Origin of the sequence: Fodinicurvata sp. EGI_FJ10296, assembly GCF_040712075.1 — a bacterium.
In the GTDB taxonomy this organism is placed as follows: Bacteria; Pseudomonadota; Alphaproteobacteria; order DSM-16000; family Inquilinaceae; genus JBFCVL01.
In genome coordinates this window covers 19,693-43,637 of sequence record NZ_JBFCVL010000012.1, presented here as the reverse complement: position 1 = coordinate 43,637, position 23,945 = coordinate 19,693, and the positions used below count along the sequence as shown (strand labels likewise).

General features: G+C 63.2%; 20 protein-coding genes. 5 read left to right on the top strand and 15 right to left on the bottom strand.

What is annotated here, in order from left to right:
* Positions 1-9: 9 nt before the first annotated feature.
* The 5 genes from hisD to ABZ728_RS21125 form a co-directional block, all read right to left on the bottom strand.
* Positions 10-1,320, bottom strand: a complete 1,311-nt coding sequence (hisD, locus tag ABZ728_RS21145) for a histidinol dehydrogenase (protein ID WP_366658394.1) — start codon at positions 1,318-1,320, stop codon at positions 10-12.
* Positions 1,321-1,333: 13 nt separating this feature from the next.
* Complete coding sequence (locus tag ABZ728_RS21140; RefSeq protein ID WP_366658393.1) at positions 1,334-2,626, bottom strand: TRAP transporter large permease; 1,293 nt, start codon at positions 2,624-2,626, stop codon at positions 1,334-1,336.
* Positions 2,623-3,132 (bottom strand): TRAP transporter small permease, encoded by a 510-nt coding sequence (locus tag ABZ728_RS21135; RefSeq protein ID WP_366658391.1) that lies wholly within the window; start codon positions 3,130-3,132, stop codon positions 2,623-2,625. The genes ABZ728_RS21140 and ABZ728_RS21135 overlap by 4 nt, the downstream gene beginning before the upstream one ends.
* Before the next feature lie 62 nt (positions 3,133-3,194).
* Positions 3,195-4,181, bottom strand: a complete 987-nt coding sequence (locus tag ABZ728_RS21130) for a TRAP transporter substrate-binding protein (protein WP_366658390.1) — start codon at positions 4,179-4,181, stop codon at positions 3,195-3,197.
* 431 nt (positions 4,182-4,612) lie between these two features.
* Positions 4,613-5,572 (bottom strand): LysR family transcriptional regulator, encoded by a 960-nt coding sequence (locus tag ABZ728_RS21125; protein ID WP_366658388.1) that lies wholly within the window; start codon positions 5,570-5,572, stop codon positions 4,613-4,615.
* 298 nt (positions 5,573-5,870) lie between these two features.
* Between ABZ728_RS21125 and ABZ728_RS21120 the strand changes: the two genes are divergently transcribed.
* From ABZ728_RS21120 to ABZ728_RS21100, 5 genes are all read left to right on the top strand, one after another.
* Positions 5,871-6,863, top strand: coding sequence for a tripartite tricarboxylate transporter substrate-binding protein (locus tag ABZ728_RS21120; RefSeq protein ID WP_366658386.1), 993 nt, complete (start codon positions 5,871-5,873; stop codon positions 6,861-6,863).
* Between the two features lie 148 nt (positions 6,864-7,011).
* Positions 7,012-7,515 carry a tripartite tricarboxylate transporter TctB family protein gene (locus ABZ728_RS21115; RefSeq protein WP_366658384.1) on the top strand — a complete coding sequence of 168 codons (504 nt, stop codon included), beginning with the start codon at positions 7,012-7,014 and terminating at the stop codon, positions 7,513-7,515.
* 3 nt (positions 7,516-7,518) lie between these two features.
* Complete coding sequence (locus ABZ728_RS21110; RefSeq protein ID WP_366658383.1) at positions 7,519-9,084, top strand: tripartite tricarboxylate transporter permease; 1,566 nt, start codon at positions 7,519-7,521, stop codon at positions 9,082-9,084.
* A gap of 59 nt (positions 9,085-9,143) precedes the next feature.
* Complete coding sequence (locus ABZ728_RS21105; protein WP_366658381.1) at positions 9,144-10,481, top strand: MmgE/PrpD family protein; 1,338 nt, start codon at positions 9,144-9,146, stop codon at positions 10,479-10,481.
* Positions 10,482-10,512: 31 nt separating this feature from the next.
* A complete protein-coding gene (locus ABZ728_RS21100; RefSeq protein ID WP_366658379.1) occupies positions 10,513-11,421 on the top strand; it encodes an MmgE/PrpD family protein in 909 nt (302 codons plus the stop codon).
* Positions 11,422-11,459: 38 nt separating this feature from the next.
* On the opposite strand, the gene ABZ728_RS21095 is transcribed toward ABZ728_RS21100, so the two are convergent.
* The 10 genes from ABZ728_RS21095 to ABZ728_RS21050 all read right to left on the bottom strand — a co-directional run bounded on the left by ABZ728_RS21095 (position 11,460) and on the right by ABZ728_RS21050 (position 23,766).
* Complete coding sequence (locus ABZ728_RS21095; protein WP_366658378.1) at positions 11,460-12,812, bottom strand: dihydroorotase family protein; 1,353 nt, start codon at positions 12,810-12,812, stop codon at positions 11,460-11,462.
* A gap of 81 nt (positions 12,813-12,893) precedes the next feature.
* Positions 12,894-13,901, bottom strand: a complete 1,008-nt coding sequence (locus ABZ728_RS21090; protein ID WP_366658377.1) for an ornithine cyclodeaminase family protein — start codon at positions 13,899-13,901, stop codon at positions 12,894-12,896.
* A 59-nt stretch (positions 13,902-13,960) separates the two neighbouring features.
* The gene (locus ABZ728_RS21085; RefSeq protein WP_366658376.1) at positions 13,961-16,375 is read right to left on the bottom strand and encodes a xanthine dehydrogenase family protein molybdopterin-binding subunit; all 2,415 of its coding nucleotides are present in this window, start codon (positions 16,373-16,375) and stop codon (positions 13,961-13,963) included.
* Entirely contained in the window at positions 16,372-16,914 is a 543-nt protein-coding gene (locus ABZ728_RS21080; RefSeq protein WP_366658375.1) for a (2Fe-2S)-binding protein, read from the bottom strand. The genes ABZ728_RS21085 and ABZ728_RS21080 overlap by 4 nt, the downstream gene beginning before the upstream one ends.
* Positions 16,911-17,813, bottom strand: a complete 903-nt coding sequence (locus ABZ728_RS21075) for a xanthine dehydrogenase family protein subunit M (protein WP_366658373.1) — start codon at positions 17,811-17,813, stop codon at positions 16,911-16,913. Before ABZ728_RS21075 ends, ABZ728_RS21080 begins: the two co-directional genes overlap by 4 nt.
* 63 nt (positions 17,814-17,876) lie before the next feature.
* Complete coding sequence (locus ABZ728_RS21070) at positions 17,877-19,442, bottom strand: amidohydrolase family protein (protein WP_366658371.1); 1,566 nt, start codon at positions 19,440-19,442, stop codon at positions 17,877-17,879.
* A 74-nt stretch (positions 19,443-19,516) separates the two neighbouring features.
* Entirely contained in the window at positions 19,517-20,677 is a 1,161-nt protein-coding gene (locus tag ABZ728_RS21065) for a Xaa-Pro peptidase family protein (protein ID WP_366658370.1), read from the bottom strand.
* Between the two features lie 49 nt (positions 20,678-20,726).
* Positions 20,727-22,010, bottom strand: coding sequence for a TRAP transporter large permease (locus ABZ728_RS21060; protein ID WP_366658368.1), 1,284 nt, complete (start codon positions 22,008-22,010; stop codon positions 20,727-20,729).
* A gap of 87 nt (positions 22,011-22,097) precedes the next feature.
* The gene (locus ABZ728_RS21055) at positions 22,098-22,595 is read right to left on the bottom strand and encodes a TRAP transporter small permease (protein ID WP_366658367.1); all 498 of its coding nucleotides are present in this window, start codon (positions 22,593-22,595) and stop codon (positions 22,098-22,100) included.
* Positions 22,596-22,719: 124 nt separating this feature from the next.
* On the bottom strand, positions 22,720-23,766 hold the full coding sequence (locus tag ABZ728_RS21050; RefSeq protein WP_366658366.1) for a DctP family TRAP transporter solute-binding subunit: 1,047 nt from the start codon (positions 23,764-23,766) through the stop codon (positions 22,720-22,722).
* Positions 23,767-23,945 lie beyond the last annotated feature (179 nt).

Below are 23,945 nucleotides of genomic sequence, written 5' to 3'. Positions count from 1 at the left end.
GATGCGGAGTTAATCCGCAGCCTCGCCATAGGGCACGTTCCGGCCGCCATAGCGGCGCACACGGACATTGCACTGCTCGGCATGACCGACAAAGCCTTCGAGCATGCATAGCCGCGAGCCATATTCACCGATATGGGCGGCGGCCTCATCGGTGGTTACCTTCTGATAAGAATGGGTCTTCAGGAACTTGCCGACCCAGAGCCCGCCTGTATAGCGGCCGGCCTTTTTTGTCGGCAGCGTGTGGTTGGTGCCGATGACCTTGTCGCCATTGGCGACATTGGTGCGCGGACCCAGGAACAGCGCGCCATAGCTGTGCATGTTCTCAAGGTACCAGTCGTCGCGGTCGGTCATCACCTGCACATGCTCATAGGCCATGTCGTTGGCGACGGCGAGCATCTCGTCATGGCTGTCGCACAGGATCACTTCGCCGTAATCACGCCAACTGATGGCGGCGGTGTCCGAGGTGGGCAGAATTGTAAGCAGCCGGTCGATCTCGGCCAGCGTGGCTTCGGCCAGCTTGCGCGACGTCGTGATGAGGCAAGCCGGCGAATTGTAGCCGTGCTCCGCCTGCCCCAACAGGTCGGTTGCACACAGTTCCGCATCGACGGTGTCGTCGGCGATGACCATGGTTTCAGTGGGGCCTGCAAACAAGTCGATGCCGACGCGGCCGAAAAGCTGGCGCTTGGCTTCGGCGACGAAGGCATTGCCGGGACCCACAAGCATATGGACCGGGTCGATGGTTTCGGTGCCGATCGCCATGGCGCCGACGGCCTGAATGCCGCCCAGCACATAAATCTCATGCGCCCCGCCCATATGCATGGCGGCAACGATGGCAGGATGGGGTTCCCCCTTGACCGGCGGTGCGCTGGCCACGATGCGCGGCACGCCCGCGACATTTGCGGTCAGGACGGACATATGCGCGCTGGCCACCATCGGGAATTTTCCGCCGGGCACATAGCACCCCACCGACTGCACAGGGATGTGCTTGTGACCCAGGATGACACCCGGCAGGGTTTCGACCTCGATATCGGTCATCGACGCGCGCTGTGCCTCGGCAAAACGTCGGATCTGGGATTGCGCGAAACGGATATCCTCCATGTCGCGTGTGCCGACCTTTTGCATCGCAGCCTCGATCTCCGACGGGGTCAAGCGGAACGAGGGACGCGACACATTGTCGAATTTCTGGCTGAGATCGGCCACTGCCGCGTCGCCGCGCGCTTCGATGTCTTTCAGGGTGGCCTCGACCACGCTGCGGGTCCTGGCGTCATCCTCGCTGCGCTCGGCTTCGGATTTGGCGGTTTTGAGATGGTCGATAGTCATGAGTGCCTCCTTTTTAAGTGCCATATCCCAGCAGAATTCGTGGAAGGATCAACGACAGCCCCGGCCAGAAAGCGATCACCAGAAGCGCTGCGGTCAAAACCAGCACCCATTTGAAGATTCGCCGCACGAGATCGTCGTAGGGGATCTGGCCCACCTGCGCGGCCATGAACAGATTGGCCCCGAGTGGCGGTGTGACGAAACCAATAGCCAGCGCCACAATCATGATAATCCCGAAATGGATGGGATCGACGCCGAGTTGAGTAATCATCGGAAGCAGTACCGGTGTCAGTATGACAATGGCCGCCAGAGTCTCCAGAAACGTGCCGATGATCAGCAAAAGCACGATAATGGCCAGAAGGACGATGACCCAGTTTTGAGTGAGTCCGAGAACGAATTGCGACAGTTCCAGCGGGATGCGTTCCAACGCTATGATCCGGCCGAACCCGACCGAGGCGCCGATGATGACAAGCACCGCCGCAACCAGCAGCGCGGAATCGAGCATGATGCGCGGCAGCTCTGCCCATTTCAGCTCTTTATAGACGAGTGTTGACACGATCAGCGCATAGACAACGGCTACGGCGGCAGATTCAGTGGGTGTGACGATGCCGCCATAGATACCGCCCAGCACCACAACGGGCATCAGAAGCGCCAGCTTGGCGTCATTGACGCGGCGAAACCTTTCGGCCCAGGTGGCGGCCTCTGCCTCTGCTTCCCAGCCGCCACGCCAGGTCTGATAGATATTGAACAGAATCAACGCGAACGCGATCACGATGCCGGGGAGAATCCCCGCCAGAAACAGCGCCGACACGGAAACGCCGGCCGTGACCGCGTAGACGATCATCACCACCGATGGCGGGATCATGACGCCAAGCGCCCCGGCCGATGCCACCATCGAGCCGGCATACGCCCGGTCATAGCCGCGCCGCACCAGTGCCGGGATCATCGCCAGCCCGATCGCGGCCACAGTGGCCGATCCTGTGCCGGAAATCGCCGCGAAAAACAGGCAGGCCATGATGGTGACGGTGCCAAGCCCGCCCGGTGCCGTACCGAAAAACGCTTCGGCCACAGCGATCAGCCGGCGGGAAATACCGCCGCGGCTCATCAGATTGCCGGCCAGCGTGAACAGGACCACCGCCATCAGCGTGAAGGAATTGACGCCGCTGACCAGACCGAGCGCGTAAAAATCATAGGTCAGGAAGGAAATCGTGCTGATCGCCAGCAAGCTGGCAGTCCCGAGTGCGATCCCGATGGGCACCCCGATCAGCAGGAGCAATACGAAGCTTCCGAAAAGGACGGCGCTGGTCATGCAGCCCCCCCGGACGGGGAGGACAGTACGGTCTCTCCATGGCGCACGATCATCCAGAGCGAATAGAGCAACCGGAGCACGCACAGTGCGCCGGAAAAGATGATGGCAGCATAGAGAAATGCGGTCGGCCATTGCGTCGCCGACAGGATCTGGCCGCGGTCGATGGCGTTGGTCGTGATCACGACTCCCAGCCAGCAGACGATCACGGAATAGACAAGAAAAACCACTTCCGCGAGCGCCAGAAGGGCGCGCTGCACCAGCGGTGGGGCCATTTCGACCAGCATTGTCACCCGCAGATGCCGCTTTTCGCGAATTGCGTAGCTGATGCCGAAATAGATCATGTAGACGAAGGCAAAGCTTGCAACCTCACCTGCCCAGAAGACCGAAGTCTGAAAGGCAAAGCGTGCGACCACATCCGCGAAGAGCAGCGTGATCACCAGACCCAGGCTGGTCACAATGATCACGGGTTCGAAATACTGCTCGATCAGGCGCAGCAGACGGAACATGTTGCGCGGCTCCCTGTCACATGGGCGACCGACCCGGTCAGGGGTCGGTCGCTCGAAGCGGATTACTGGTTCAGCGCAGCGCTGAACGCGTCGTAAAATTCGTCACCGACGCTGGCGCGAATATCCTCTTCGATGGCGGCGTTCATTGTCGCCCCCATTTCCGCACGGTCCTCTGCCGGAAGCTCGTTTATGGCAAGACCCTCTTCGGCCAGCTGGTCCAGCGTTTCGGCATTGGCCGTGGCGACGAGGTCGCGCTGCACGTCAGTCGTTTCGGCCGCCACTTCCATGAGCAGCGCCTGGTCTTCGTCGCTCAGGCTGTTGAAGAATTCGAGATTGGCGAACCACATTTCCGGCCAGTAGATGTGCCCGGTGAGCGAGACGTAGTCCTGCACTTCATAGAAGCGTTCCACGACCATCGACGACAGCGCGCTTTCCTGCCCGTCGATCAGACCCTGCTGCAGGGACGAATAGATTTCACCCCAGGCCAGCGGCACGGGCACAGCGCCGATGGACCGCCATGCCTTGATCTGGATCGGGTTGTCGGCCGAGCGCATGCGCAGACCTTCGAACGCCTCGAGGCTGTCGAGGGGAGCGCGGCTGTTGGTGAAGCTGCGGAAGCCAAGTTCCAGAAAGCCGATGCCCTTCAGGCCGCGTTCTTCCATGGCGGCCAGAATTGTGTCGCCGGCTTCGCCGTCCAGCACATTGCGGGCATGTTCCTCATCGTCGAACAGCAGGAACTGGTCCAGAACCGCAAGCTCCGGCACGGCTGAGGACAGCAGGACGGACGCCCCTGTCGTCATTTCGATATTGCCCGACTGCACAAGCTCTGTGGCTTCGCTGACGCTGCCAAGCTGTCCGCCTGCAAACAGCTCGACCACGAAGCCGCCATCCGAACGCTCTTCCAGCGTGGTTTTGAAATGATCCAGTGCCTCGTGCAGAGGCGAGGCTTCGGGCTGCGCATGGGCAATCCGGATCGTGGTCTGTGCGGCGCTGACGTTGGCGGTCAATAGCGCGACGAGGGCGGTCGCTGTGAAAATGCTGGTCTTCATGGTTTCCTCCGAATTTTTTGTGATCCTGTCTCTGCGGCGTGTTCGCCTGCCGGGTCAGTCCTGAACTGGCCTGACATGATCTGAGCCATGGGCCGTTCCGCTTCACCAATTGCAAACGAATGCATACGTACTCATTCCAACATGGCAGGACATCGCGCTGAGTGCAAGATTTTATCGAAAACCGGGGCAGGGGACAAAAAAACCGAGCAAAAACAGCCGATAATATTGTTTCTAAAACTGGAAGCGTATGCAACGTAAGCAACAAGGGGCAGTCGCAACCGTGCCAGAGTGATGCCGGGCCGACCCCGATCGCTGCATATCCCCGGCGACGGACCGGAAAGCTGGCGCCGCCCGTCGTCGGCAGGGCGGCGCATTATGCGCATCGGATGCTTCATGAGCACCCGCGCGGCCACGAATTCATCGTGTGACGATCAGTTGGGGACGACGCCGGCCACAATTTCATTGCGGATAGACGGGTCGGCCGCTGCGGCATGAAGGTGAGACAGATCGCCCACGACTTCGCGCAGAAGAGCGATGGCGGTGCGTGTCGTTGCCTTGGCGCGGCGCTCGTTGGTGCTGGTGATGATCATCGTCCGGGTGATGACCGGGTCGACGATCTTCGCCGAGCCGACGCCGGCGGCACTCAGATCGAGACGGACCGTGACGTCGGGCAGGATAGAGTACCCGCAGCCGGAATTCACCAGGCTGCGGATCAGTGCCGCGCCGTCGAGTTCCAGTACCGATTTCAGTTCGATCGATCGACTGCGGGCGATCGTGTCGACCAGGGTGCGCAGGCCGTGAGGCCGGCTCGGCAGGATCAGCGGCAAGTCGGCGAGCGTGTCGAAGGCCACCTTGCCATTGGCGATGATGGGGTCGTCGGCCTTTCCGACCAGGGACAGATCCTCCGCCAACAGCCGCTCATCGGGCAGCGATTGTTCAGATCCGACCTGATAGAGAATGCCGATATCCAGACGGCCCTTGTTCAGCCACTCCTTGATGAATCCGCTCGACCCTTCGATAATCGTCAACCGGATTTTCGGAAACCGCTCCCGCATCCGCAGGACGAATCCCGCGACGACTGAATGGCTGACAGACGGCGGCACCCCGAGTGAGATCGTGCCGTGCGGAGTCGCGCGCAGCAGGGCCATCTCGTTGCGGGCGACCTCGATATCGCCCAGGATGTGTTGTGCCCGTGGCAGGAGGTCGGCCCCGGCTTCGGTCAGAACCACCCCCCTGCCGGTGCGATAGAACAGTTCGACGCCGAGATCGCCCTCAAGGCCGGATATCTGCTGGGAAAGGGCTGGTTGCGCCACGCCCAGTACATGGGCCGCCTGGGTGAAGCTTCCAGCCTCGGCGATTGAAACGAAATAGCGGAGTTTTCGCAGATCCATTCGGGTTCCCTCCGGGACGCTCTCTACGCTGTCTGCCCATCGGCCGTCCCATATCCAATCCTTATATCTGCTATCGTGCAGGCCGTCTTGCCCGGAATTTCCTTTGGCCCTAAAGTTGTGTCGTTACTGGCGTGCAGGCAAGTAGCTTTTCGCTTCGCTGCCGGGATCGATCAGAAATTAAATGGCTGCCGGAATAAAACTTAAGCGTGCGCATGTTTGAAATGAGTTTTCAGCTTCGCGCATTACTCGCTTGAGATGTGTCGAGTCCGGCTTGCTATACAAACATAGGGATGGAATCATGACCAGGATCGCCAAAAAAGCGGTATCATCAATTCTTCTGGCTGGCGTCGCGTCAGTTGCCTGGGCTTCTGGAGCGGCAAACGCCGATACCTCGTGGAACGACGGCCAGATGCGTTTCATCGTCGGTTCCAGCGCCGGCGGCGGATTTGATACCACCGCCCGGCAGCTCGAAGCCTATCTGGAAGAAGAACTCGACGCCAATCTGGTCGTCGAGAACCACGCCGCCGGCGGCGGTGCGGTCGGTGGTCAGTTGACCGTTTCCGATGACAGCTGCCGGACGATCCTGATGTGGGGCATCCCGCATCTGATCTTTTCCTATATGAACCAGGAAACCGGCTATACTTATGACGATTTCGCTCCTCTGGCGCAGGTCAGCGTGGATGCCGGCGTCATTCGTGTCCGCAACGACGCGCCCTGGGAGAACCTGCAGGAATTGATCGACCATGCCCGCGAGAATCCGGGCGAAGTCATCGTCAGCGCCGGTTCGTTCCAGGATGCCTACTATCTTGGTACGAAACAGCTCGAAGAAGCCACGGGCGTCGAGTTCAACATCGTGCCTTTCGGCGGCGGATCGGAAGCGCGTAACGCTCTGGCCGGCGGCCACGCGGATATGAACTATGCCGCCGTCTACAACAGCCTTTCGATTGCCGAACATACCCGTGTTCTGGGTGTGGCGGCGAATACCAATCAGTGGCCGGGCAAGACCAACGACGCCCCGACGATCAACGAGGCGCTGGGTACGGATCTTCCTCCCCAGGGACCGAGCTACGGAATATTCACCTCCGCAGCCTGCCGCGACAATCACCCGGATCGCTACGAAATGCTGACTGCCGCCGTCGAGGCCGCACTGCACAACGAAGAGTACCGTGCCCAGCTCGAAGAACTCGACGAACTGGATCGGTTGTCGTTCCTGCCGGCCGACGAGTATGACGCCCAGATCCGTGACGCGCGCGAGGGCCTGGAAGCGTTCGCCCGCGACGCCCAGGACTGACGCCGACCGATGACCGCATTCCCCGTGGCCGGATGTTTTCCGGTCACGGGGGCTTGCTCTTGTCGATCCGGTCGTCTCTATCCCGAAAATCCGGCCATTGGCCTCGGAAATCTGTCAGCCAATGAATGTCGGAAAATGGAGGAAACCGATGGCGTCACCATCGGACGGGCCCTCGTTGATTCAGGCATTGGCCGCGCGCCTTGCCGTGCCCTTCCTGATCCTGGGGTTCATGGCCGTATTTGCCTGGGAATCGCGGGATCTGCAGTTCATCGCCGCCGGATATCCCCGCTTTCTCATGGCCATCCTGGTACCGGTAATGCTGATCGTGATTCTGCGGGAGGTTCTCGCGGCCTTTCGTTCGAAGCGTGACCGCGACGCCGCGCCGGCGATGGCCGCGGAAAGCAGCGACGGCGCCGCTGTCTGGCGCGACTGGATACCGTCAGCCGCGCTCAGCCTGTGGCTGATCGGCTTCGCCGCGGTGCTGCCGCAGGTCGGCACCTTGCCCGCTGTCGCGGTTTTCATTCCCGGCGTGCTGATCACCCTGGGGTACCGGTCGTGGGTCGGGATCATCAGCATAACCGGCGGAACGCTGCTCACCATCTATCTGCTTTTCATTCGCCTGTTTCAGATTCCGCTTCCGGGAGTGTGGTGAACGATGGGAACTCTCGAAGGCATACAGGCCGGGTTGGCGCTACTGCTGACCCCGACCAGCATGCTTCTGATCGTCGCCGGCCTCGTGGTCGGTTTCATCGTGGGCGTGCTGCCAGGGTTCAGCAGTCCGAACGCCGCGGCCATTCTACTGCCGTTTTCGCTGGCGATGGCGCCTCACGATGCCTTGATCCTGTTTGCGGCGATCTATTCAGGAACGACGTTTGCCGGTGCCGTGCCCGCAATCCTGCTGAACATTCCCGGCACTGCCGGCGCTGCCGCGACCACGCTGGACGGCCGGCCCATGGCGCTGGCGGGCAAGGTTGATCTGGCTATCGGCGTTGCCCGTTCGGCATCGGCGTTCGGCGGCGTGGTTGGGCTGATCATCACCTTGTCGATCATCGGGCCGATGTCGCTGATGGCTCTGCGAGTAGGGCCGCCGGAATTGTTCCTTATCGCCATGTTCGGGTTGAGCGTGATCGCGACCGTGGTGGGGACCGATGTCTGGAAGGGCTTGGCGGCAGGCCTGCTCGGGATGCTGATTGCGGCCATTTCGGCCGATCCCATCACCGCTCAGGGGCGCATGACCTTCGGCATTCTGGAACTGTACGAGGATATACCGATCGTGGCGGCCGTCATCGGCCTGTTTGCGTTCAACGAAATGATCCAGATGGCCCGGCGCGGGACCTATAGCGGCGACAAGCTCGCCCGGTCGGTGATCGGGGATGGAAGTGCCGGCCAGTCCAGTTTTGACAAGGTGCTCGGATGGGTCGGTCTGCGCAATCTCCCACAGTTGTGGGAGGGCGTCGTCTACTCTGCTCTGCGGCCGTTCCAGGTCGCGCGCGCCGCCCTGGTTGGCGTCCTTTTCGGCGCCATTCCCGGCGTCGGCGCGGCGGTGGCCAATTTCGTCAGCTATGGGATCGCCAAGCGCCGGTCGCGGTCGCCGGAGACGTTCGGCAAGGGCAACCCCGACGGCGTGCTGGCCTCGGAATCCTGCGACAGCGCCCTGGCCGGCGGCACCATGGTGCCGACCCTGACGCTGGGCATTCCCGGCAACGCGACAACGGCCGTCATGCTGGCGGCGCTGTATCTGCACGGCATCGCGCCGGGACCGCAAGTCATGGTTCAGAACGCGCCGATCGCCTATGCGGTGCTGTTGGCGCTGTTGATCTCGTCGGTTCTGATCCTGCCGATCGGCATCCTGCTGGCGGCCCCGATGACGTCGATCCTGGCCGTGCGCCGCGAGGTGCTGATCCCGTTGATCATCGTTGTTTCGATCATCGGCGCGTTCGCCGTCCGAAATTCCATGGTCGACGTGATGATTGCGGTCGCGTTCGGGTTCCTGGGGCTGGCGCTGAAGTTCGGCGGGTTTCCCATGATACCCGTCATTCTGGGGCTGATTCTCGGACCCATGGCCGAGGGCAGCTTCGTCAGATCGCTGATGCTCGGGCGCTATGAGCTCTCGATATTCTGGGCCTCGCCGCTTTCCAAATCGTTCATCGCCGCAATCGTCGCGCTGATGCTCTTCAACGCCATCCAGACATATCTGGGCAGACGAACGGCCAAACCATAACGACTTGCCGGCATGGATGCGATTTCCGGGCCGGCGCCTGATGCAAGGATGCTCTGGAAATGACAAACGACGACCGGCTGAGGCTCCTCGCGGAGAGGATGCCCGCCGCAAGGGCTGCTGTTTTGTCCGACGCCATCGCGCCGGAAGCCATTCGGTCCCTGCGGAATATCTGTGCAACGGCAATCGGCGGACTGGAGACGCCGGGCGTGCTGACCGTCCGTCGGCATTTCGAAGCAACCGCGCCCGGCGCAATCCACCTGCTCGGCACGGACAGCACCTTTTCGGGCCACGCGGCGGCCGTGATCTGCGGGCTCTCCGCGCATATGGATGATTTCGACGACACGCATGTTGCATCGTCGGTCCATTCCTCCGCCGCGTCTTTTGCGGCGACGTTGACCGCCGCACAGATGGACGGGGCGAACGCCGCCGACTTCTTCGCGGCCTTTGCGCTGGGCTGCGAGTTTCAACTGCGGATCGGCCGGGCGATGATGCCGTGGCATTACGAGCGCGGTTGGCACATCACCGGAACCGTCGGTTCGCTTGGTGCCGCCGTGGCTGCGGGCATCGTCCGGGGCCTCGACGCCGACACGCTGGCGCAGGCCATCGCACTCGCCTGCAGCCAGAGCCTGGGACTGCGTGAGGCCTTCGGTACATCCGGCAAACCGTTCCATCCGGGCAAGGCGGCGGCGAACGGATTGCTGGCGGTCGAACTGGCGAGGGCCGGCGTCAAGGGGTCCCCCGACGCGTTGTTCGGACCGGCCGGCTATTTCGCGGTCCTGAGCGACACCGTGGTTGCCGATCGCGTGCTGGACGGTTTCGGCGAAACCTGGCTTCTGGCCGAAAACACCTACAAGCCCTATCCGTGCGGTCTGGTCATCCACCCGCTGATCGACCTCGGGATCGAATTCAGGGAAAAGGGTGTCACCGCCGAAGCCATCGACCGGATCACTGTTTCCAGCCACCCGATCGTGCGTGAGTTGACCGGCAACCCGACACCGGTGACGCCGCTGGAAGCGCGGTTCAGCGGGGTTCATGGCCTGGCTATGGGACTGGTGTTCGGAAAGGCGGGGGTCGAGGAATTCGACGTTGCCGGCCTCAGCCACAGGGACATTCCGCAGGTCCGGCAGAAAATCGATCTTGTCGACGACGAAAGCGTCGGCTGGACCGGGTGTTTCGGCACGGCGCGACTGACCAATGGTGACGAGATCACTGTAAAGGTGCCCGTTGCCCGAGGCAGCGTGGCGCGCCCCTTATCGGATGCCGAACTGCAGGACAAGTTTCGCAGCCAGGTTTCGGGCCGGCTGCACGACAGGACCGACGCGCTGTGGACGCTTCTGGGCGACCCGGCAGGCACGGGCAATATCGGCGCCCTGATCGCGGCGGCGACGCCGGTTTAAGCGGCGGATGCCGATAACAACGGAGACTTGGATGCCTGATTACACAACAACCTCGGCGTTGTCGGCCTTCGCCGCTTCGCCGGTCGTGGTCGGTGACGACGAATGGCAGTGGGCCGCCGGCATGGTTGCCGCAATGCTTGCTTCGTCTGGTGCGGGCGGGGCCGGGGCCGGTTCGGGTTCCGATGCCGCAATCACCAGTACCATGGACAACCTGGGCGGAACCGGCGCCGAGGCGACGGTTTGGGCCGGTGGCGCGCGTCGGCAGGCCGAGTGGGCGGCCTTTGCCAATGCATTTGCCGTTCATGGCGATCTGCCACCCGCCACTGGTGCCAATACGCCGGACGGCATGCCGATCGGAACGGTGGTCGTGCCAGTCGCGCTGGCTGTCGGTGAACTGCAGAACGCATCGGCGTTCCAGATCGTCGAGGCGGCGTTGGTCGGTGCCGAGGCGGCGATCCGTGTTGCCGAGGCGCTGGGCAGCACGCATCCCGGGCGCGGCTGGCACCTGCTGGGGACGGCAGGCGTTGTCGGAGCGGCGGCAGCGGCGGCACGGCTGATGGGGCTTTCGCCTGAACAGACCGAACAATGCATCGGTCTGGGCGCCACGCAGGCCGCAGGGCTGCAAGCGCAACAGGGCTATGCGGCCTATTCACTGCACCCCGCCAAAGCCAGCTTCAACGGGATCGAAGCCGCCCGGCTGATCTTCGCCGGCCTGGATGGCCCGCGCGCGATTCTGGAAGGGCGGCGTGGACTGTTCGCCCTGGCGTCGGACGATCCCGATACTGCATCGGTGACGAACGGGCTGGGCAACGAATGGCGCGTCCGAACCAACAGGGCGGGCGGCGGGAGAAACAGTGCCGACGACGCCTTGTTGAAGCAGCTTGCGGACCGGCAGGCCGCAGCGAAACTTGCTGCCGCCGGGCTTCTCGTCCGGCACTGATGCCGCGCCCGCCAAAGGGGCGTTGGCGCGGCGGCGTCTCAGTGCGGGTCGGGCGTGCCGATCACGCAGCCGACCGGTTCGTCGATACAGGCACCGTCGGCATAGATCGTGCGCCCCCGTAGCAGGGTGCGCACGACCCGGCCGGGATAGCGCATGCCCTCGAACGGCGTACGCCGGGCGCGGCTGAACTGCTCGTCCGCCGTCACGGTCGATTCCGCGGTCATGTCCACCAGAACGATGTCGGCATCGGCGCCGGGGCCAAGCCAGCCTTTGCGGGGATAGAGATTGAACAGCAGCGCCGGCTGTCGGGCCGCCACCGATGACAGTTTGCCAAGGTCGAAATCGCCTTGGGTTCCCAGCTTCAATAGCGTGGGCAGCAGGGTCTGAAGCCCGGGAAACCCGCCCGGCGCTGCCCAGATATCCGTTGCCCCGGCCTGTTTCTCGGCCTCTGCATGGGGCGCGTGATCTGTGACGACGATGTCGATCACGCCGTCCTTTAGGGCGGCCCGGACGGCATCGATATCGGTTTTGGGCCGCAGGGGCGGGACGACTTTCGCAAAAGGGCCCAACGCGTGCAGCCGGCTTTCGTCCAACATCAGGTTGTGGGCCGTGACTTCAGCCGTAATCGCCGTGCCCGGCTTCAACGCCCGCAGTACGGCAACGCTTTCCGCTGTACTGACCTGGCGGATGTGAACCCGGGCGCCGGTCGCCCGCGCGGCGAGGCAGATCCTCGCAACCGCGACCGCTTCGGCCGCAGCCGGACGGGATTCGATGAAGGCGCCGGGATCGCGCCGGTTCTGCGCATGCAGCCGGGCCTCGATCCGGCCACTGATCGCCGGGGTTCCGGGCGTTACGCCCAGCACGCCGCCAACGGCGGCGACCGCTTCCATGACCGCGAACAGGTCGCCGTCATCCTTGAGCAGATACGCCTCGGGGGCATCGCTGAGGAATGCTTCGAACGAGACTGCGCCGACATCGTGAATGGCAGCGGTGTCCGGGCTGTCAGGAACGATGGCCGCCTGCAGCGCGATATCCACGATGCTGGACGCCCGTGCCATGGCGACTTTCTCGCGGAACCGGTCCAGTGTGTCGGTGAACGGATTGTCGGTCGGCATCACCATGATCGTCGTGACGCCCCCGGCCGCCGCGGCACGCGATGCCGAGGCGAAATTTTCCTTGTGTTCGAAGCCGGGCTGCCGGCAATGCACATGGGCATCGACGAGACCGGGCAGAACGGTGAGACCGTCGGCGTCGACGGTTTCGCGCGCCGCCGGTGCCGGTATGCTTGGCGACAGCACGGCCGTAATGCGGCCGTCGGCGATCGCCAGATTGACCGGCGACGGCCTGCCGTCAATCATCACGGCGCCGCCCTTGATCAGTAGGTCCAACATACCCGCATCCCCCGTCCCAGCCGTTTTCAATGTACCGTCCGTCCCGGCAGCCGCCGTTTGAAACCCGTCCTAACTGATATCTCAGCCGTCGTCTCCGCCGAACTCGATCATCGTGCCGATCGACCGCTCAAGCGCCCGGCGTTCGATATGCTGGGCCGTCATCAGGTCCTGGATGGGCACGCCGATCGACTTGAAATACGTGATCTCGTCGTCGTTCTCGCGCCCGGACCGGCGCCCTGACACCAGATCGGCGATCTCCGACACCTGATCGGCGGTGATGATGCCCTCTTTCATCGGTGCCACCAGGTCGCCGGCGTGGTCCAGGCAGTCCGCGCGGCTGTCCACCACCCATTTGGTTGACCGCGCGATCGTCCGGCTGTCGACCTCGCGCATCGAAGCCTCGTAGGCACCGGCGGCGGCGACGAAGGTTCCCAGCCGCAGATCGTCGCCGGAGAAGACCGGATCATGCGCCGTCGTGGCCGCAACGACGATGTCGGCCTCGCGCACGGCGTCGGCGGGGCTGTCCACCAGTACGATATCCGTCGGCACACCGTTGCCCGTTTTCTTCATGCGGTCGATATAGGCTTCGCCACGCCACTGGCTGCGCGTCGAAACCAGAACGCGCTCGATCGAGAACTCGGCGCAGATCGCTTCCAGTTGATTGCGCGCCACGCGGCCCGCACCAATGATGGCCACCGTGCGGCTGTCCTTGCGGGCGAGATAACGGGCGGCCAGCGCCGTGCCCGCTCCGGTTCTGAGATCGGTCAGATAGCCGCCCTCCATGACCGTGCGCGGCGCGCCGGTCTCGCCGTCGAACAGCGCGACCAGCGACGACATCCGGGGCAGCTTCTTCTTTTCGTTGTCGTAGAAATCCGACACCACCTTGATGCCATAGCCGCCACCGTTCTTCAGAAAGGACGGGTTGAAGATGGCGATGCCCGGCGGTGTTTCGGAAAGGGCGAAACTGCGCAGCCCCTCGATCGACTTGTCCTGGGACAAGGCGACAAAGGCCTCGGCCTGCACGTCGATGGCTTCCGTCATGGTAATGACCGACCGAACGTCCTGCTCGGAAAGAATCCGCAACTGCATATCGTCCTCCGTCGAAAGCGTGGGAGCTTTCGGTTTTTCGTGTGTCGTTTATTGATCGATCAGAGTTCGCCGGGCACCTTGCCGAGCGCCCCCAGGATGCGTTCCGGCGACAGCGGCAGCGTATGGATGCGCTGGCCCAGTCCGGCGCCGGCGATCGCATCGTTGACCGCGTTCATGATGGCCGCCGGCGAGCCTGCAACGCCAGCCTCGCCGACACCCTTGGCGCCGAGTTCTTCCTCCACGCCCGTTCCCTCGACGTGAAGGACGGTGATTTCCGGCATTTCCGAGGCCATCGGTACGAGATAATCCGCCAGACTGCCGGACAGCATCTGGCCGTCGTCGTCATAGCGCAGTTCCTCGAACAGCGCCGAGCCGATGCCCTGCACGACGCCCCCGCGGATCTGTTCTTCGACCAGCGACGGGTTGACTACCACGCCGGCGTCATGGGCGACCCAATGGCCGAGGCACCGGACGATCCCGGTCTGGGTGTCGACCTCGACATGGGCGGCGTGAACGCCGTTGGTCGCCATGAACTTGCGGCCGCGCGGCGTCACGTAATGGCGCACGACCGACAGTTCGGGCTGAACGCCCGGCGGCAGCGTGTCCTGCCGGAAATAGCCGATGCGGGCGACATCCGACAGCGGCATCCGCTCGGTGCCGGTATCGCGATCGACGACCCGGCCGCCGACGATATCCAGCGTGCCGGCATCGGCCTGAAGTACGACGGCGGCCAGTTCCAGGATGTTCGCCTTCAGCGCCGTTGCGGCGCGCAGCGCGGCTTCGCCGCCGATGGCGATCCCGCGCGATGCCCAGGCACCGCCGCCATAGGGCGTGGTTTCGCTGTCGCCGCTGAACACCCGGACATCGGCCATGGCGACGCCCAGATGCGACGCCACGACCTGACCAATGCCGGTGTCGGTGCCCTGGCCCTGATCGGTGACGGATATCCAGCATCTGACGACGCCGGATGGTTCGAGCTTGAGATGGCAGCCTTCCTGCGACGTGATGCGGTTGCCACCCGGCCCGTAATATTCCGGCCCCGAGGCCGTCAGTTCCACGAAGGCGGCGATTCCGATGCCGCGATAAACTCCCTTCTTGCGCATTTCGGCCTGTTCGGCGCGCAGGGCGGGCAGATCCATCGCCGCGACCACGGCGTCGAAGCATGTCTCCAGCGACATGTCCGGCATGTCGATGCCGCCTGGCGACACGCGCGGACAATCCGACGAGCGGACGAAATTCCGGCGCCTGATATCGGCAGGGTCGAGACCCAGTCCATCGGCGGCCAGATCGACCAGCCCCTCGGTGATCGCGCAGGCGACCGGATGCCCGACCGAGCGGTAATGGCCGATCATCGACTTGTTCTGATAGACCATGGTCAGCCGGGCGCGATAGTCGTCGAGCCGATAGGGCGCGCCGGTGATCCGCAGAACATGGTTGCCTTCGCCGACGCTGGACCGCGGATACTGCGAATAGGGGCCGATGCCGAAGATGTCGTCGACTTCCATCCCGACGATGGTGCCGTCGGATTTGACGGCGATGCGCGCCGTGGCGGCATGGTCGCGGGCGTGGTTGTCGGATACCATGGATTCCAGGCGGTCGGCGATGAATTTCACCGGACGGCCGAGCATGATCGACAGCGCGCACACGGCGAATTCGTCGCCGTACAACTGCTGTTTCAGGCCGAAGGCGCCGCCGACATCGGGGCAGAGGACGCGCACCTTGTGTTCCGGCAAACCCAGATGCCGCGCGAAAATATCCTGTTGCTGATGCGGGCACTGGTGCGAGCAATGGACCGTCAACGCCCCCTCGCGCGGCTCGTAGTCGGCGATGATGCCGCGTGGCTCCAGCGTCGTGCCGGTGATGCGGCCGAAGCGGAACTGCGCTTCGAACACCTGATCGGCGCCGGGGAAGTCCTCGCCGACAGTGGCGGTACCCAGTTGTTCGACCAGCGCAATGTTGTCGGGGATGTCGTCATGCAACTGGACGGCCGGCGGCGTGCCGCGCTCGAACGAGGTGACGGCGGGCAGAATGTCGTAGTCGACATCGACCAGTTCGGCCGCATCCTCGGCCAGCGCCCGGCTGGTGGCAACGACCGCGACCACCGGTTCGCCCTGCCACAGCACGCGATCGACGGCCAGCGGGTACTGATCCGGGGCTTTGAGCCGCTTGAACAATTGGTGCGATCCGGCATACGGCGTGCACTGTGTCGCCATGTCCTTGCCCGTCACCACGGCGACGATGCCGGGCGCTTCGCGGGCTTCGGCCGCGTCGATTGACAGGATTGCGGCGTGGGCGTGGGGGCTGCGCAGAAAGGCGACATGCAGCATGCGCGGCAGGACGATGTCATCGACATAGCGCCCCTTGCCGGCCACGGTGCGCCGCGCCCGCGCGCGCGGTTCGTTGTGGCCGATGGGCCCCGAAACGGTGTGCGGAGAATCGGTATGGGGCAGGTGATCGCTTGCGGCGTCGGTCATCGATCGCTCCCTGGGTTCGGGGCACCGTTAGGGGCTTTGGTCGGGGCCGTTTCGTACTGGATCAGGACCCGCTCCACGGCCTGCACGATTGACTGGTAACCGGTACAGCGGCAGTAGTTGCCCGAGATAGTGTCGCGGATAGCGTCCCGGTCCGGCCGGTATGCCCCGGTCTCCACGACCCGGCTGATGAACTCATGGGCGGTCAGCAGCATCGCTGGCGTGCAGAACCCGCATTGCAGGGCGTTCTCCTCGACGAACACATCCTGCAGCGAGGTCATCAGCGGGTCGCCGGCCATTCCTTCGATGGTTTCGACGGATTGACCGTCTGCCTGGACCGCCAGCAAAAGGCAGCCGCGCATGATCCGGCCGTCGACACGGACGGTGCAGGCGCCGCAGACACCATGCTCGCAGCCGACATGACTCCCGGTCAGTTCGAGATCCTGGCGCAGGAAATCGACCAGATTGGTGCGCGCGCTGACATTGGCATTCACCACTTCGCCGTTGACCGTCATCGACACGGAATAGGATCGATCGCTCATCGGGATACGCTCTCGTTTTCTGTGCGAGACGGGTGGGGCCCGTCCGGGTCGGCCAGACGCGGCAACAGCCGCCGGGCCAGAACATCGGCCAGATGAAGGCGCATGGCACTGCTGGCCTGGCTGTCGTCGTTGGGGGAAAGATCCTGCGCCAACGTCGATTTCAGATCCTCTGCCAGCGCGGGTGACCAGGACTGCCCTATCAGGGCGGCCGCGGTTTCGCGGGCCAGAATCGGCTTGTCCTCGACCCCGAAATAGACCAGACGCAGGTCACGGAACGCCGGCCCGTCCATTTCGGCCACCGCCGCCGCCCCGACGATGGCGTAGTCGCCATGACGCCGCGCAACCTCATCCATGGCCGAACGGGTGCCGGGGCCGGATTTCGGCAGCAGCACTTCGATCAGCATTTCGCCGTCGTCGACCGCGGTTTCGAACATGCCCATGAAAAACGCGTCGGCGGGTACCGTTCGTCGTCCGTTGTTGCCGGCCACGACCAGATCTGCGCCCAGGGCGACCATACAGGCCGGCAGTTCCGCCGCCGGGTCGGCGAGGCACAGGCTGCCGCCCAGGGTGCCGCGATTGCGCACGGCCGGATGGGCGACGTGGGTCATGGCTTCGGCCACCACCGGCACATGGCGTGCAATGATCGGCGAGCGGGCGACATCGACGTGGCGGGTCAGGGCACCGACGCGGATGTGGTCGCCGCGGTCCTCGATGCCGGACAGTTCGGCCAGGCGGTTGATGTCGATCAGCACTTCCGGCCGCGCGAGCCGGAAATTCAGCATCGGCATCAGGCTTTGCCCGCCGGCGATGATCCGCGCCTCGGTGCCATAGCGGTCCAGCGCCGACAGCACATCGTCGACGCTTTCCGCCCTGATATAATCGAAGGGATAGGCCTTCACGAATACCTCCAGAGATGGGCGCTGGTTGTTGCATCGCCCTTTGGACTCACTTGCGGGCGCCCGTCAGAAGCTGGGACCGGCGACATAGCGGTTGGTGCCGACATCGTCGTCCCAGATCATCTTGTGCGCCTTCAGAAGGTACGGCTCCATCATCCGGGTGCGCGCCTCGACGGCGTCGCGGTCGCGGCGGACGACGTCCATAAGGCCTTCGACCTCGGCATAAAGCGCCTGTTCATCGATGCGGGTCGAGCGGCCGTCGCGCAGGATGACCTCGCCGTCCACCATGACCGTGCGTACCGATCGCGCGGTCTCCGTGAAGACCGTCTGGCGCGCGACACTGTTGAGCGGCACATAGCTGACATCCGACAGATCCAGGATGGAAAGATCGGCGGCCATGCCCGGTTTCAGCGCGCCGATCCGATCCTGGAGCCCGGCTGTGCGGGCGCCGTTGACCGTGGCGGCTTTCAACGCATCGGCGGCAAAGGGCCGGCCCGGCATCGGGTCCAGCACACCGGCCAGCGAACAGTACAGTTTCATCGCCTGGAACATGTTCTGGACGTCGCTGCAACTGCAATTGTCGCTGCCGAGCGCGACATTGACGCCCTTGGCGACCAGGTCCGTGATCGGGGCGATGCCGCTGCGGGTCTTCAGGTTGCCGACCGGGTTCAGAACGACGTTTGCGCCCGCCTCGGCAAGCATGTCGATTTCGTCGGGCAAGAGCCAGACACTGTGCGCAAGGCTCAGGCGGGGGCCAAGAACGCCCGTGCGCTGCATATAGCGGATCAGCGATCCGCCATCGGCCTTGAATTCCTGACGGGCGATCAGGGTCATCGCCTTGGATTCGTACAGATGCGAGTAGATCGGCAGATTTTCCCGCGCCGACAGGTCGGCCAGCCGCTCCATGAAGCTCTCGGTGCAGCGTTCGGGGCTGGATGGACCCAGTGCCCAGTGCACGCGCGATTTGGCGCCACGCTTGGCCTTGATGGTGTCTTCCATCATGGTGAACAGGTCGACGTCCGGGCCGAACGGTTCGACCGCGCCGGTCAGGTTGGCGCGCATCTCTTCGGGAATGATGTCTTCCCAGAACGGGATCGATTTCAGCCCCGGCACGTCGGCGACCTGCAGCGCCAGGACCGAGCGGATGCCGATTTCGTCATAGGCATCCTGGATAACGTCGATATCCGCCGGGTCGAACGGGAACACCGTCACCATGTCCTGAACGGTGGTCATGCCGCTTTTCAGGCATTCCAGCACGCCCAGCAGCGTGCGCGCCCGCAGTTCTTCCGGGCTTCGCTTCGGATAACTGGGCGGGAGCGCGTTCAGCACCCAGAACTCCAGCGGGATGGTCTCGTAGCTGCCCTTCAGCAGCACATCGTGCGAGTGATAGTGGGCGTTGACGAATCCCGGCAGGACGAGCTGACCGTTGGCGTCGATGGTTTCCGACACCGCCGCGCCGGAAATGCCCTCGACCGACTGGCCGGCGGCCAGACGATCGGCCAGATCCGGACCGATCGCCTTGATAATCCCGTTTTCGATCAGGATGTCGGCCTTCGGCGGCATATGGACGTCGCCGTCGTGGTCGTAGACGCGCCCACCCTTGATGATCAGGGTCTTGCCTGTACTGGACATCTTCTGCTCCCTTGTCGGGTCCGGCCCCGGTTCTGGTCCCGGTTCTGGCGGACCCGCCTGATTCCCGAACCGGCTTATTTCTTCACGAACAGTTTCTGTTCCGCGTTGGTCAGAACCTCCGCGCCGGTATCGGTGATCAGCACCGTTTCGCTGAGGCCGATGCCGTATTCCTTGTATTCGAACACCGCCGGCAGGATGTGGAAGACCATGCCCGGCTGAAGCTCGCGCTTCTCGCCACCGCGCAGCATGAAGCTGCGCGCCTCGCTCCAGTCCGGGGGCAGGGCGATGCCGATGGAATAGCCGGCCTTGTGCCGGAACTTGTCGCCATAACCGGCGTCGTCGATGACCTTGCGGGCGGCATGGTCAACGGTTTCTGCCGGGACGCCGGGCTTCATCGCCGCGATGCCGGCTTCCAGCGAGCGGCGGCAGAGGTCGGTCAGGTCCATGAACAGCTTCGGCGGTTCACCCAGATGGCAGACGCGCAGATTGGCGGCGTGATAGCGCTTGATGCTGGCGCCGATCTCCAGATGGACCGCCTCGTTCCAGCGTGCGGCATTCCCGTCGGCTGTGGCATGGGCCATGGTATGGCGCACACCGGCATTGATCAGCGGCGGCAGCGCGGTGAATTCGCTGCCCATGGCGAACATGCCGTTATAGGCGGCGGCCATGATCTCGTTCTCGGTAATGCCGTCGCGGATCGCTTCGACCGCATCGCGCATACCCTGCGATGCCGCCCGGCCGGCCAGGCGGCTGTATTCCTGTTCAGCCGGGCTCTTGATGAGACGCATGGTCTCGATCATCAGGGCACTGTCCTGCCATTTGACGTCGGGCAGGCGTTCCTTCAGCGCGTTGAAATCGGCGATGGTCAGATACCAGGCACTGTGATCGACGGCCAGCGTGCCGCGATCGAAGCCGCGGTCATGCAGCACGCGGATGGTGGCATCGAGATAGTGTTCGGTGTCGGGGTGAGTTTCGATGTTCGGCACCCAGGATGTGCCCTGCAGAACCGACTTCTCGATGAAGCGCGCCAGATGCACCGGGTCGCCCTCGGGCGGCACGACCAGCATCATGTACGAGTAGTAGCCAAGCGTCCGATAGCCGGTGAGGTAATAGATGTTCTCCGGCGTGTGAACGAGCAGGGCATCGATACCGCGCCTGGCCATTTCAGCCTGCACGGCGGTGACACGGCTCCGGTATTCCTCGATCGAGAACGGCAGGTCAAAAGCGGTCGTCATATGGTGTCTCCGGTAGCAGGTCAGGTTGAAGGCTTGCCGCGCGACGCGGTCAGTATCCCATCAGTCTTGGCAGGGTGAGCGATATGGCCGGAACGAAGGTCACGAGCAGCAGGACGCCGATCTGGACGATCAGGAACGGCAGCGTTGCCCGGATCACCTTCTCGACCTTCAGATTGGCGACATCGGCGCCCAGATAGAGAGCGATGCCCACTGGCGGTGTCGCCAAACCGATAACCAGATTGATGCACATCATCACGCCGAACAGCAGCGGGTCGATGCCAAGCTCGGTCGCGATCGGCAACAGGATCGGCACCAGGATGATGATGGCCGCCGTCGTGTCCATCAGGCAGCCGACGACGAGAAGCAGAAGATTGATCAGCAGCAACATCAGGATTTCGTTGCTGGTGATGGATAAAACGACGGCTGCGATGGCCTGTGGCACCGCTTCCTGGGCCAGCAGGTCCGAAAAGACCCGCGCTGCGCCGACGATCAGCATGATGAAGCCGGTCAGGATGCCGGTATTGGCAAGGATGTCGCCGACATCCTTCAGCTTGAGTTCGCGAAAGACGAAAAGACCGACGATCAGTGCATAGGCCACGGCGACTGCGGCCGCTTCCGTCGGCGTCATGATGCCGCCAAAGATCCCGCCCAGAATGATGACCGGCATGAGCAGGGCGATGATCGCTTCGCGACCGGTGTCGACGACCCCGCGAACGGTGAAGGAGTCGTTCACCGGGTAGTTCATTTTCCGCGCGCGGATATAGATGACCGCCATCAGCAGCAGGGCCATCAGAATGCCGGGCAAGACGCCGGCCAGAAACAGCCCGCCGATCGAGGCGCCGGCGGTCACGGCATAGACGACCATCGTGATGCTGGGCGGGATGATCGGGCCGAGCAGGGAGGAACTGATCGTGATGCCGGTGGCAAATTCCCGCTCGTAGCCCTTTTTCTCCATTTCCGGGATCATGACCCGGCCGACGGCGGCGATGTTGGCCAGCGCCGATCCGGACACTGCCGCCAGCATGGCGTTTGCAACGACATTGGCGTGCCCCAGCCCGCCCTGGACATGCCCGACCAGCGCGACCGCGAAGGAGACGAGCCGTCGCGAAATGCCGCCACGGTTCATCAGTTCCCCGGCCAGAACGAAGAACGGAATCGCCATCAGCGGGAAGGAATTCATCCCGTTGAACATGCTGGCGGGGATAATGATCCAGGGGGCGGAAGCGCCGATGGTAAGAATTCCGAGCGCCGAGGCGATCCCGATCGCGAACAGGATCGGCACGCCCAGCAGCATCAGGGCCAGCATTCCGCCAAACATTACCGTGCCCAGCATTCGAAGACCTTTTCGTTTGTCGTGTCGCCGCGCGAAAGAAGGGAAGACCCGAATCGGGTGCCGGGGCGAACCGGGTGCCGGTCCGTCCTAGATTCCCGTTTGCCGGGAGGAGGGGCTCTCGTTCATGAACACCTGGAGATAGGTGGCGACGAGCATGTGATAGATCATCAGCGCCGCGCCGACCGGGATGGCGGCATAGGCATAGCTCATGGAGAACCGCAACGCAGCGCTGCGCTGGAACCGGACCTGCTCGGCCATCTGCCAGCCATACCAGAACATGATGAACAGGAATGTCAGTATCGCGACGCCGCCCAGGAACAACGTGATCGTGCGTAAGGCGTTGGGAAACGCATCGACGACGAAGGTCACGGCAACATGCCCGCCGCGCCGGAACGCCAACCCGCCGCCCAGCACCGAAACCCAGACCATCGCGTAGCGGGCGATCTCTTCCGTCCAGCTCAGCGGCGCGTTCAGGACGTACCGGTAGAAGACGCCGGCAACAATCGAAACCGTCATCACCGACATCAGTACCACGATGATGGCCACGGTCGTCATTTCTATCGATCTGTCTATGGTGCGCAGCATGCGTGCCTCGGGGGCGTTTCGTGAAGGTGTCGGAAGCGTCCGGAGGGTTGTCGGTTGTTTCGCCTGCAGCACTGCCGGTCCCGCATTCCGAGGGGCCGGCAGCGCCGCAAGACCGATCCTGACGTCAGAGCTGGCCGAGTCCGGCCGCTGCTTCGTCGACTGCCGTCAGGACGCCGTCAACCCAGTCGTCGCCGACTTCGTCGCGGACGAGCTGCAGTGCGTTGGGCTGTCCCAGGTCACGGAAAGCCTCATACTCCTCGGTCGTCGGGATATAGACCTCGATGCCTTCTTCGCGGAGCTGATCCAGCGCCGCACGCTCGGCCAGGTAAGCCGTCGAACGACCGACGGTCTTGGCGACTTCCGCACCTTCCAGAACGATCGCCTGGTAATCCTCCGGCAGCGACTGGAAGAAGGCTTCGTTTATCATGGCGGAATGGAGACTATACAGGTGACGGTTGACGGTCAGATAGTCCTGATGCTCGTAGAAGCGCATGGAATAGAACAGGCCGGGCGGGTTCTCCATGCCGTCGACCACGCCCTGCTGCAGCGAGGTGTAGACCTCGGACCACGAGATCGGCGTCGGGCTGGCACCCAGCGACGACATCAGTTCCATATGCACGGCGTTCTCGCCGGTACGGATGCGCAGGCCATCGAGATCTTCCGGCGAATGAATCGGCCGTTCGCTGTTGAAGATGCTGCGGAAGCCGCTTTCGATGTGATTGAGGATTCTGATGCCCGTTGCATCCAGAAATTCCTGGTTGTAGCGTTCGCCGAACGGGCCGTCCAGAACCTCCCAGGCTACGGCCGACGAGGGGAACAGGAACGGTATGCCCCAGATCAACGCCGGTTCGAAGAACGAAGGCTGCGTAATCTCGGAGACCAGCAGCATCTGGTTGATGCCGGTCTGAACGCTCTGAAGTTGTTCGCGCTCAGCTCCGACGACGTTCGCGCCAAGGATGCGGACCTCGACATCGCCGCCGGTCTGCGCCTCGACGAATTCCTTGAAGACGACAGCATAGGCATGCTGACCGGATTCCATTTCCTCCGGCATGCCATGCGACAGCCGGATGACGTAATCCTGCGCGTCTGCTGTTGCCGGCGCCATTGCCGCCATCGCGATGGCGAGCGCTGCCCCGCTCAACAGTGCTTTTGCGTTGATCTTACTTACCATATTAGAAGCCTCCGCTGATTCTCGCATTACGCGATTCATCAATCGTATTCACCAGTTCCAGGACTTCAGGCGGACATTTGTTGTGCTCTCGCCACATGACCAGATCGGATGTTGCCTCACCGTCTGGATCATTGTATCCATTTTCAAAGTTGATCACAGGTTCTGAGGATTTGCAAGCC

Bases quoted from the DNA above. Each gene is read 5' to 3' on its own strand.
- ABZ728_RS21050 (WP_366658366.1), bottom strand. From the start codon at position 23,766: ATGGTAAGTAAGATCAACGCAAAAGCACTGTTGAGCGGGGCAGCGCTC.
- ABZ728_RS21140 (WP_366658393.1), bottom strand. From the start codon at position 2,626: ATGACCAGCGCCGTCCTTTTCGGAAGCTTCGTATTGCTCCTGCTGATC.
- ABZ728_RS21125 (WP_366658388.1), bottom strand. From the start codon at position 5,572: ATGGATCTGCGAAAACTCCGCTATTTCGTTTCAATCGCCGAGGCTGGA.
- ABZ728_RS21120 (WP_366658386.1), top strand. From the start codon at position 5,871: ATGACCAGGATCGCCAAAAAAGCGGTATCATCAATTCTTCTGGCTGGC.
- ABZ728_RS21055 (WP_366658367.1), bottom strand. From the start codon at position 22,595: ATGCTGCGCACCATAGACAGATCGATAGAAATGACGACCGTGGCCATC.
- ABZ728_RS21070 (WP_366658371.1), bottom strand. From the start codon at position 19,442: ATGTCCAGTACAGGCAAGACCCTGATCATCAAGGGTGGGCGCGTCTAC.
- ABZ728_RS21100 (WP_366658379.1), top strand. From the start codon at position 10,513: ATGCCTGATTACACAACAACCTCGGCGTTGTCGGCCTTCGCCGCTTCG.
- ABZ728_RS21090 (WP_366658377.1), bottom strand. From the start codon at position 13,901: ATGCAGTTGCGGATTCTTTCCGAGCAGGACGTTCGGTCGGTCATTACC.
- ABZ728_RS21105 (WP_366658381.1), top strand. From the start codon at position 9,144: ATGACAAACGACGACCGGCTGAGGCTCCTCGCGGAGAGGATGCCCGCC.
- ABZ728_RS21085 (WP_366658376.1), bottom strand. From the start codon at position 16,375: ATGACCGACGCCGCAAGCGATCACCTGCCCCATACCGATTCTCCGCAC.
- ABZ728_RS21115 (WP_366658384.1), top strand. From the start codon at position 7,012: ATGGCGTCACCATCGGACGGGCCCTCGTTGATTCAGGCATTGGCCGCG.
- ABZ728_RS21060 (WP_366658368.1), bottom strand. From the start codon at position 22,010: ATGCTGGGCACGGTAATGTTTGGCGGAATGCTGGCCCTGATGCTGCTG.
- hisD (WP_366658394.1), bottom strand. From the start codon at position 1,320: ATGACTATCGACCATCTCAAAACCGCCAAATCCGAAGCCGAGCGCAGC.
- ABZ728_RS21080 (WP_366658375.1), bottom strand. From the start codon at position 16,914: ATGAGCGATCGATCCTATTCCGTGTCGATGACGGTCAACGGCGAAGTG.
- ABZ728_RS21135 (WP_366658391.1), bottom strand. From the start codon at position 3,132: ATGTTCCGTCTGCTGCGCCTGATCGAGCAGTATTTCGAACCCGTGATC.
- ABZ728_RS21110 (WP_366658383.1), top strand. From the start codon at position 7,519: ATGGGAACTCTCGAAGGCATACAGGCCGGGTTGGCGCTACTGCTGACC.
- ABZ728_RS21130 (WP_366658390.1), bottom strand. From the start codon at position 4,181: ATGAAGACCAGCATTTTCACAGCGACCGCCCTCGTCGCGCTATTGACC.
- ABZ728_RS21065 (WP_366658370.1), bottom strand. From the start codon at position 20,677: ATGACGACCGCTTTTGACCTGCCGTTCTCGATCGAGGAATACCGGAGC.
- ABZ728_RS21095 (WP_366658378.1), bottom strand. From the start codon at position 12,812: ATGTTGGACCTACTGATCAAGGGCGGCGCCGTGATGATTGACGGCAGG.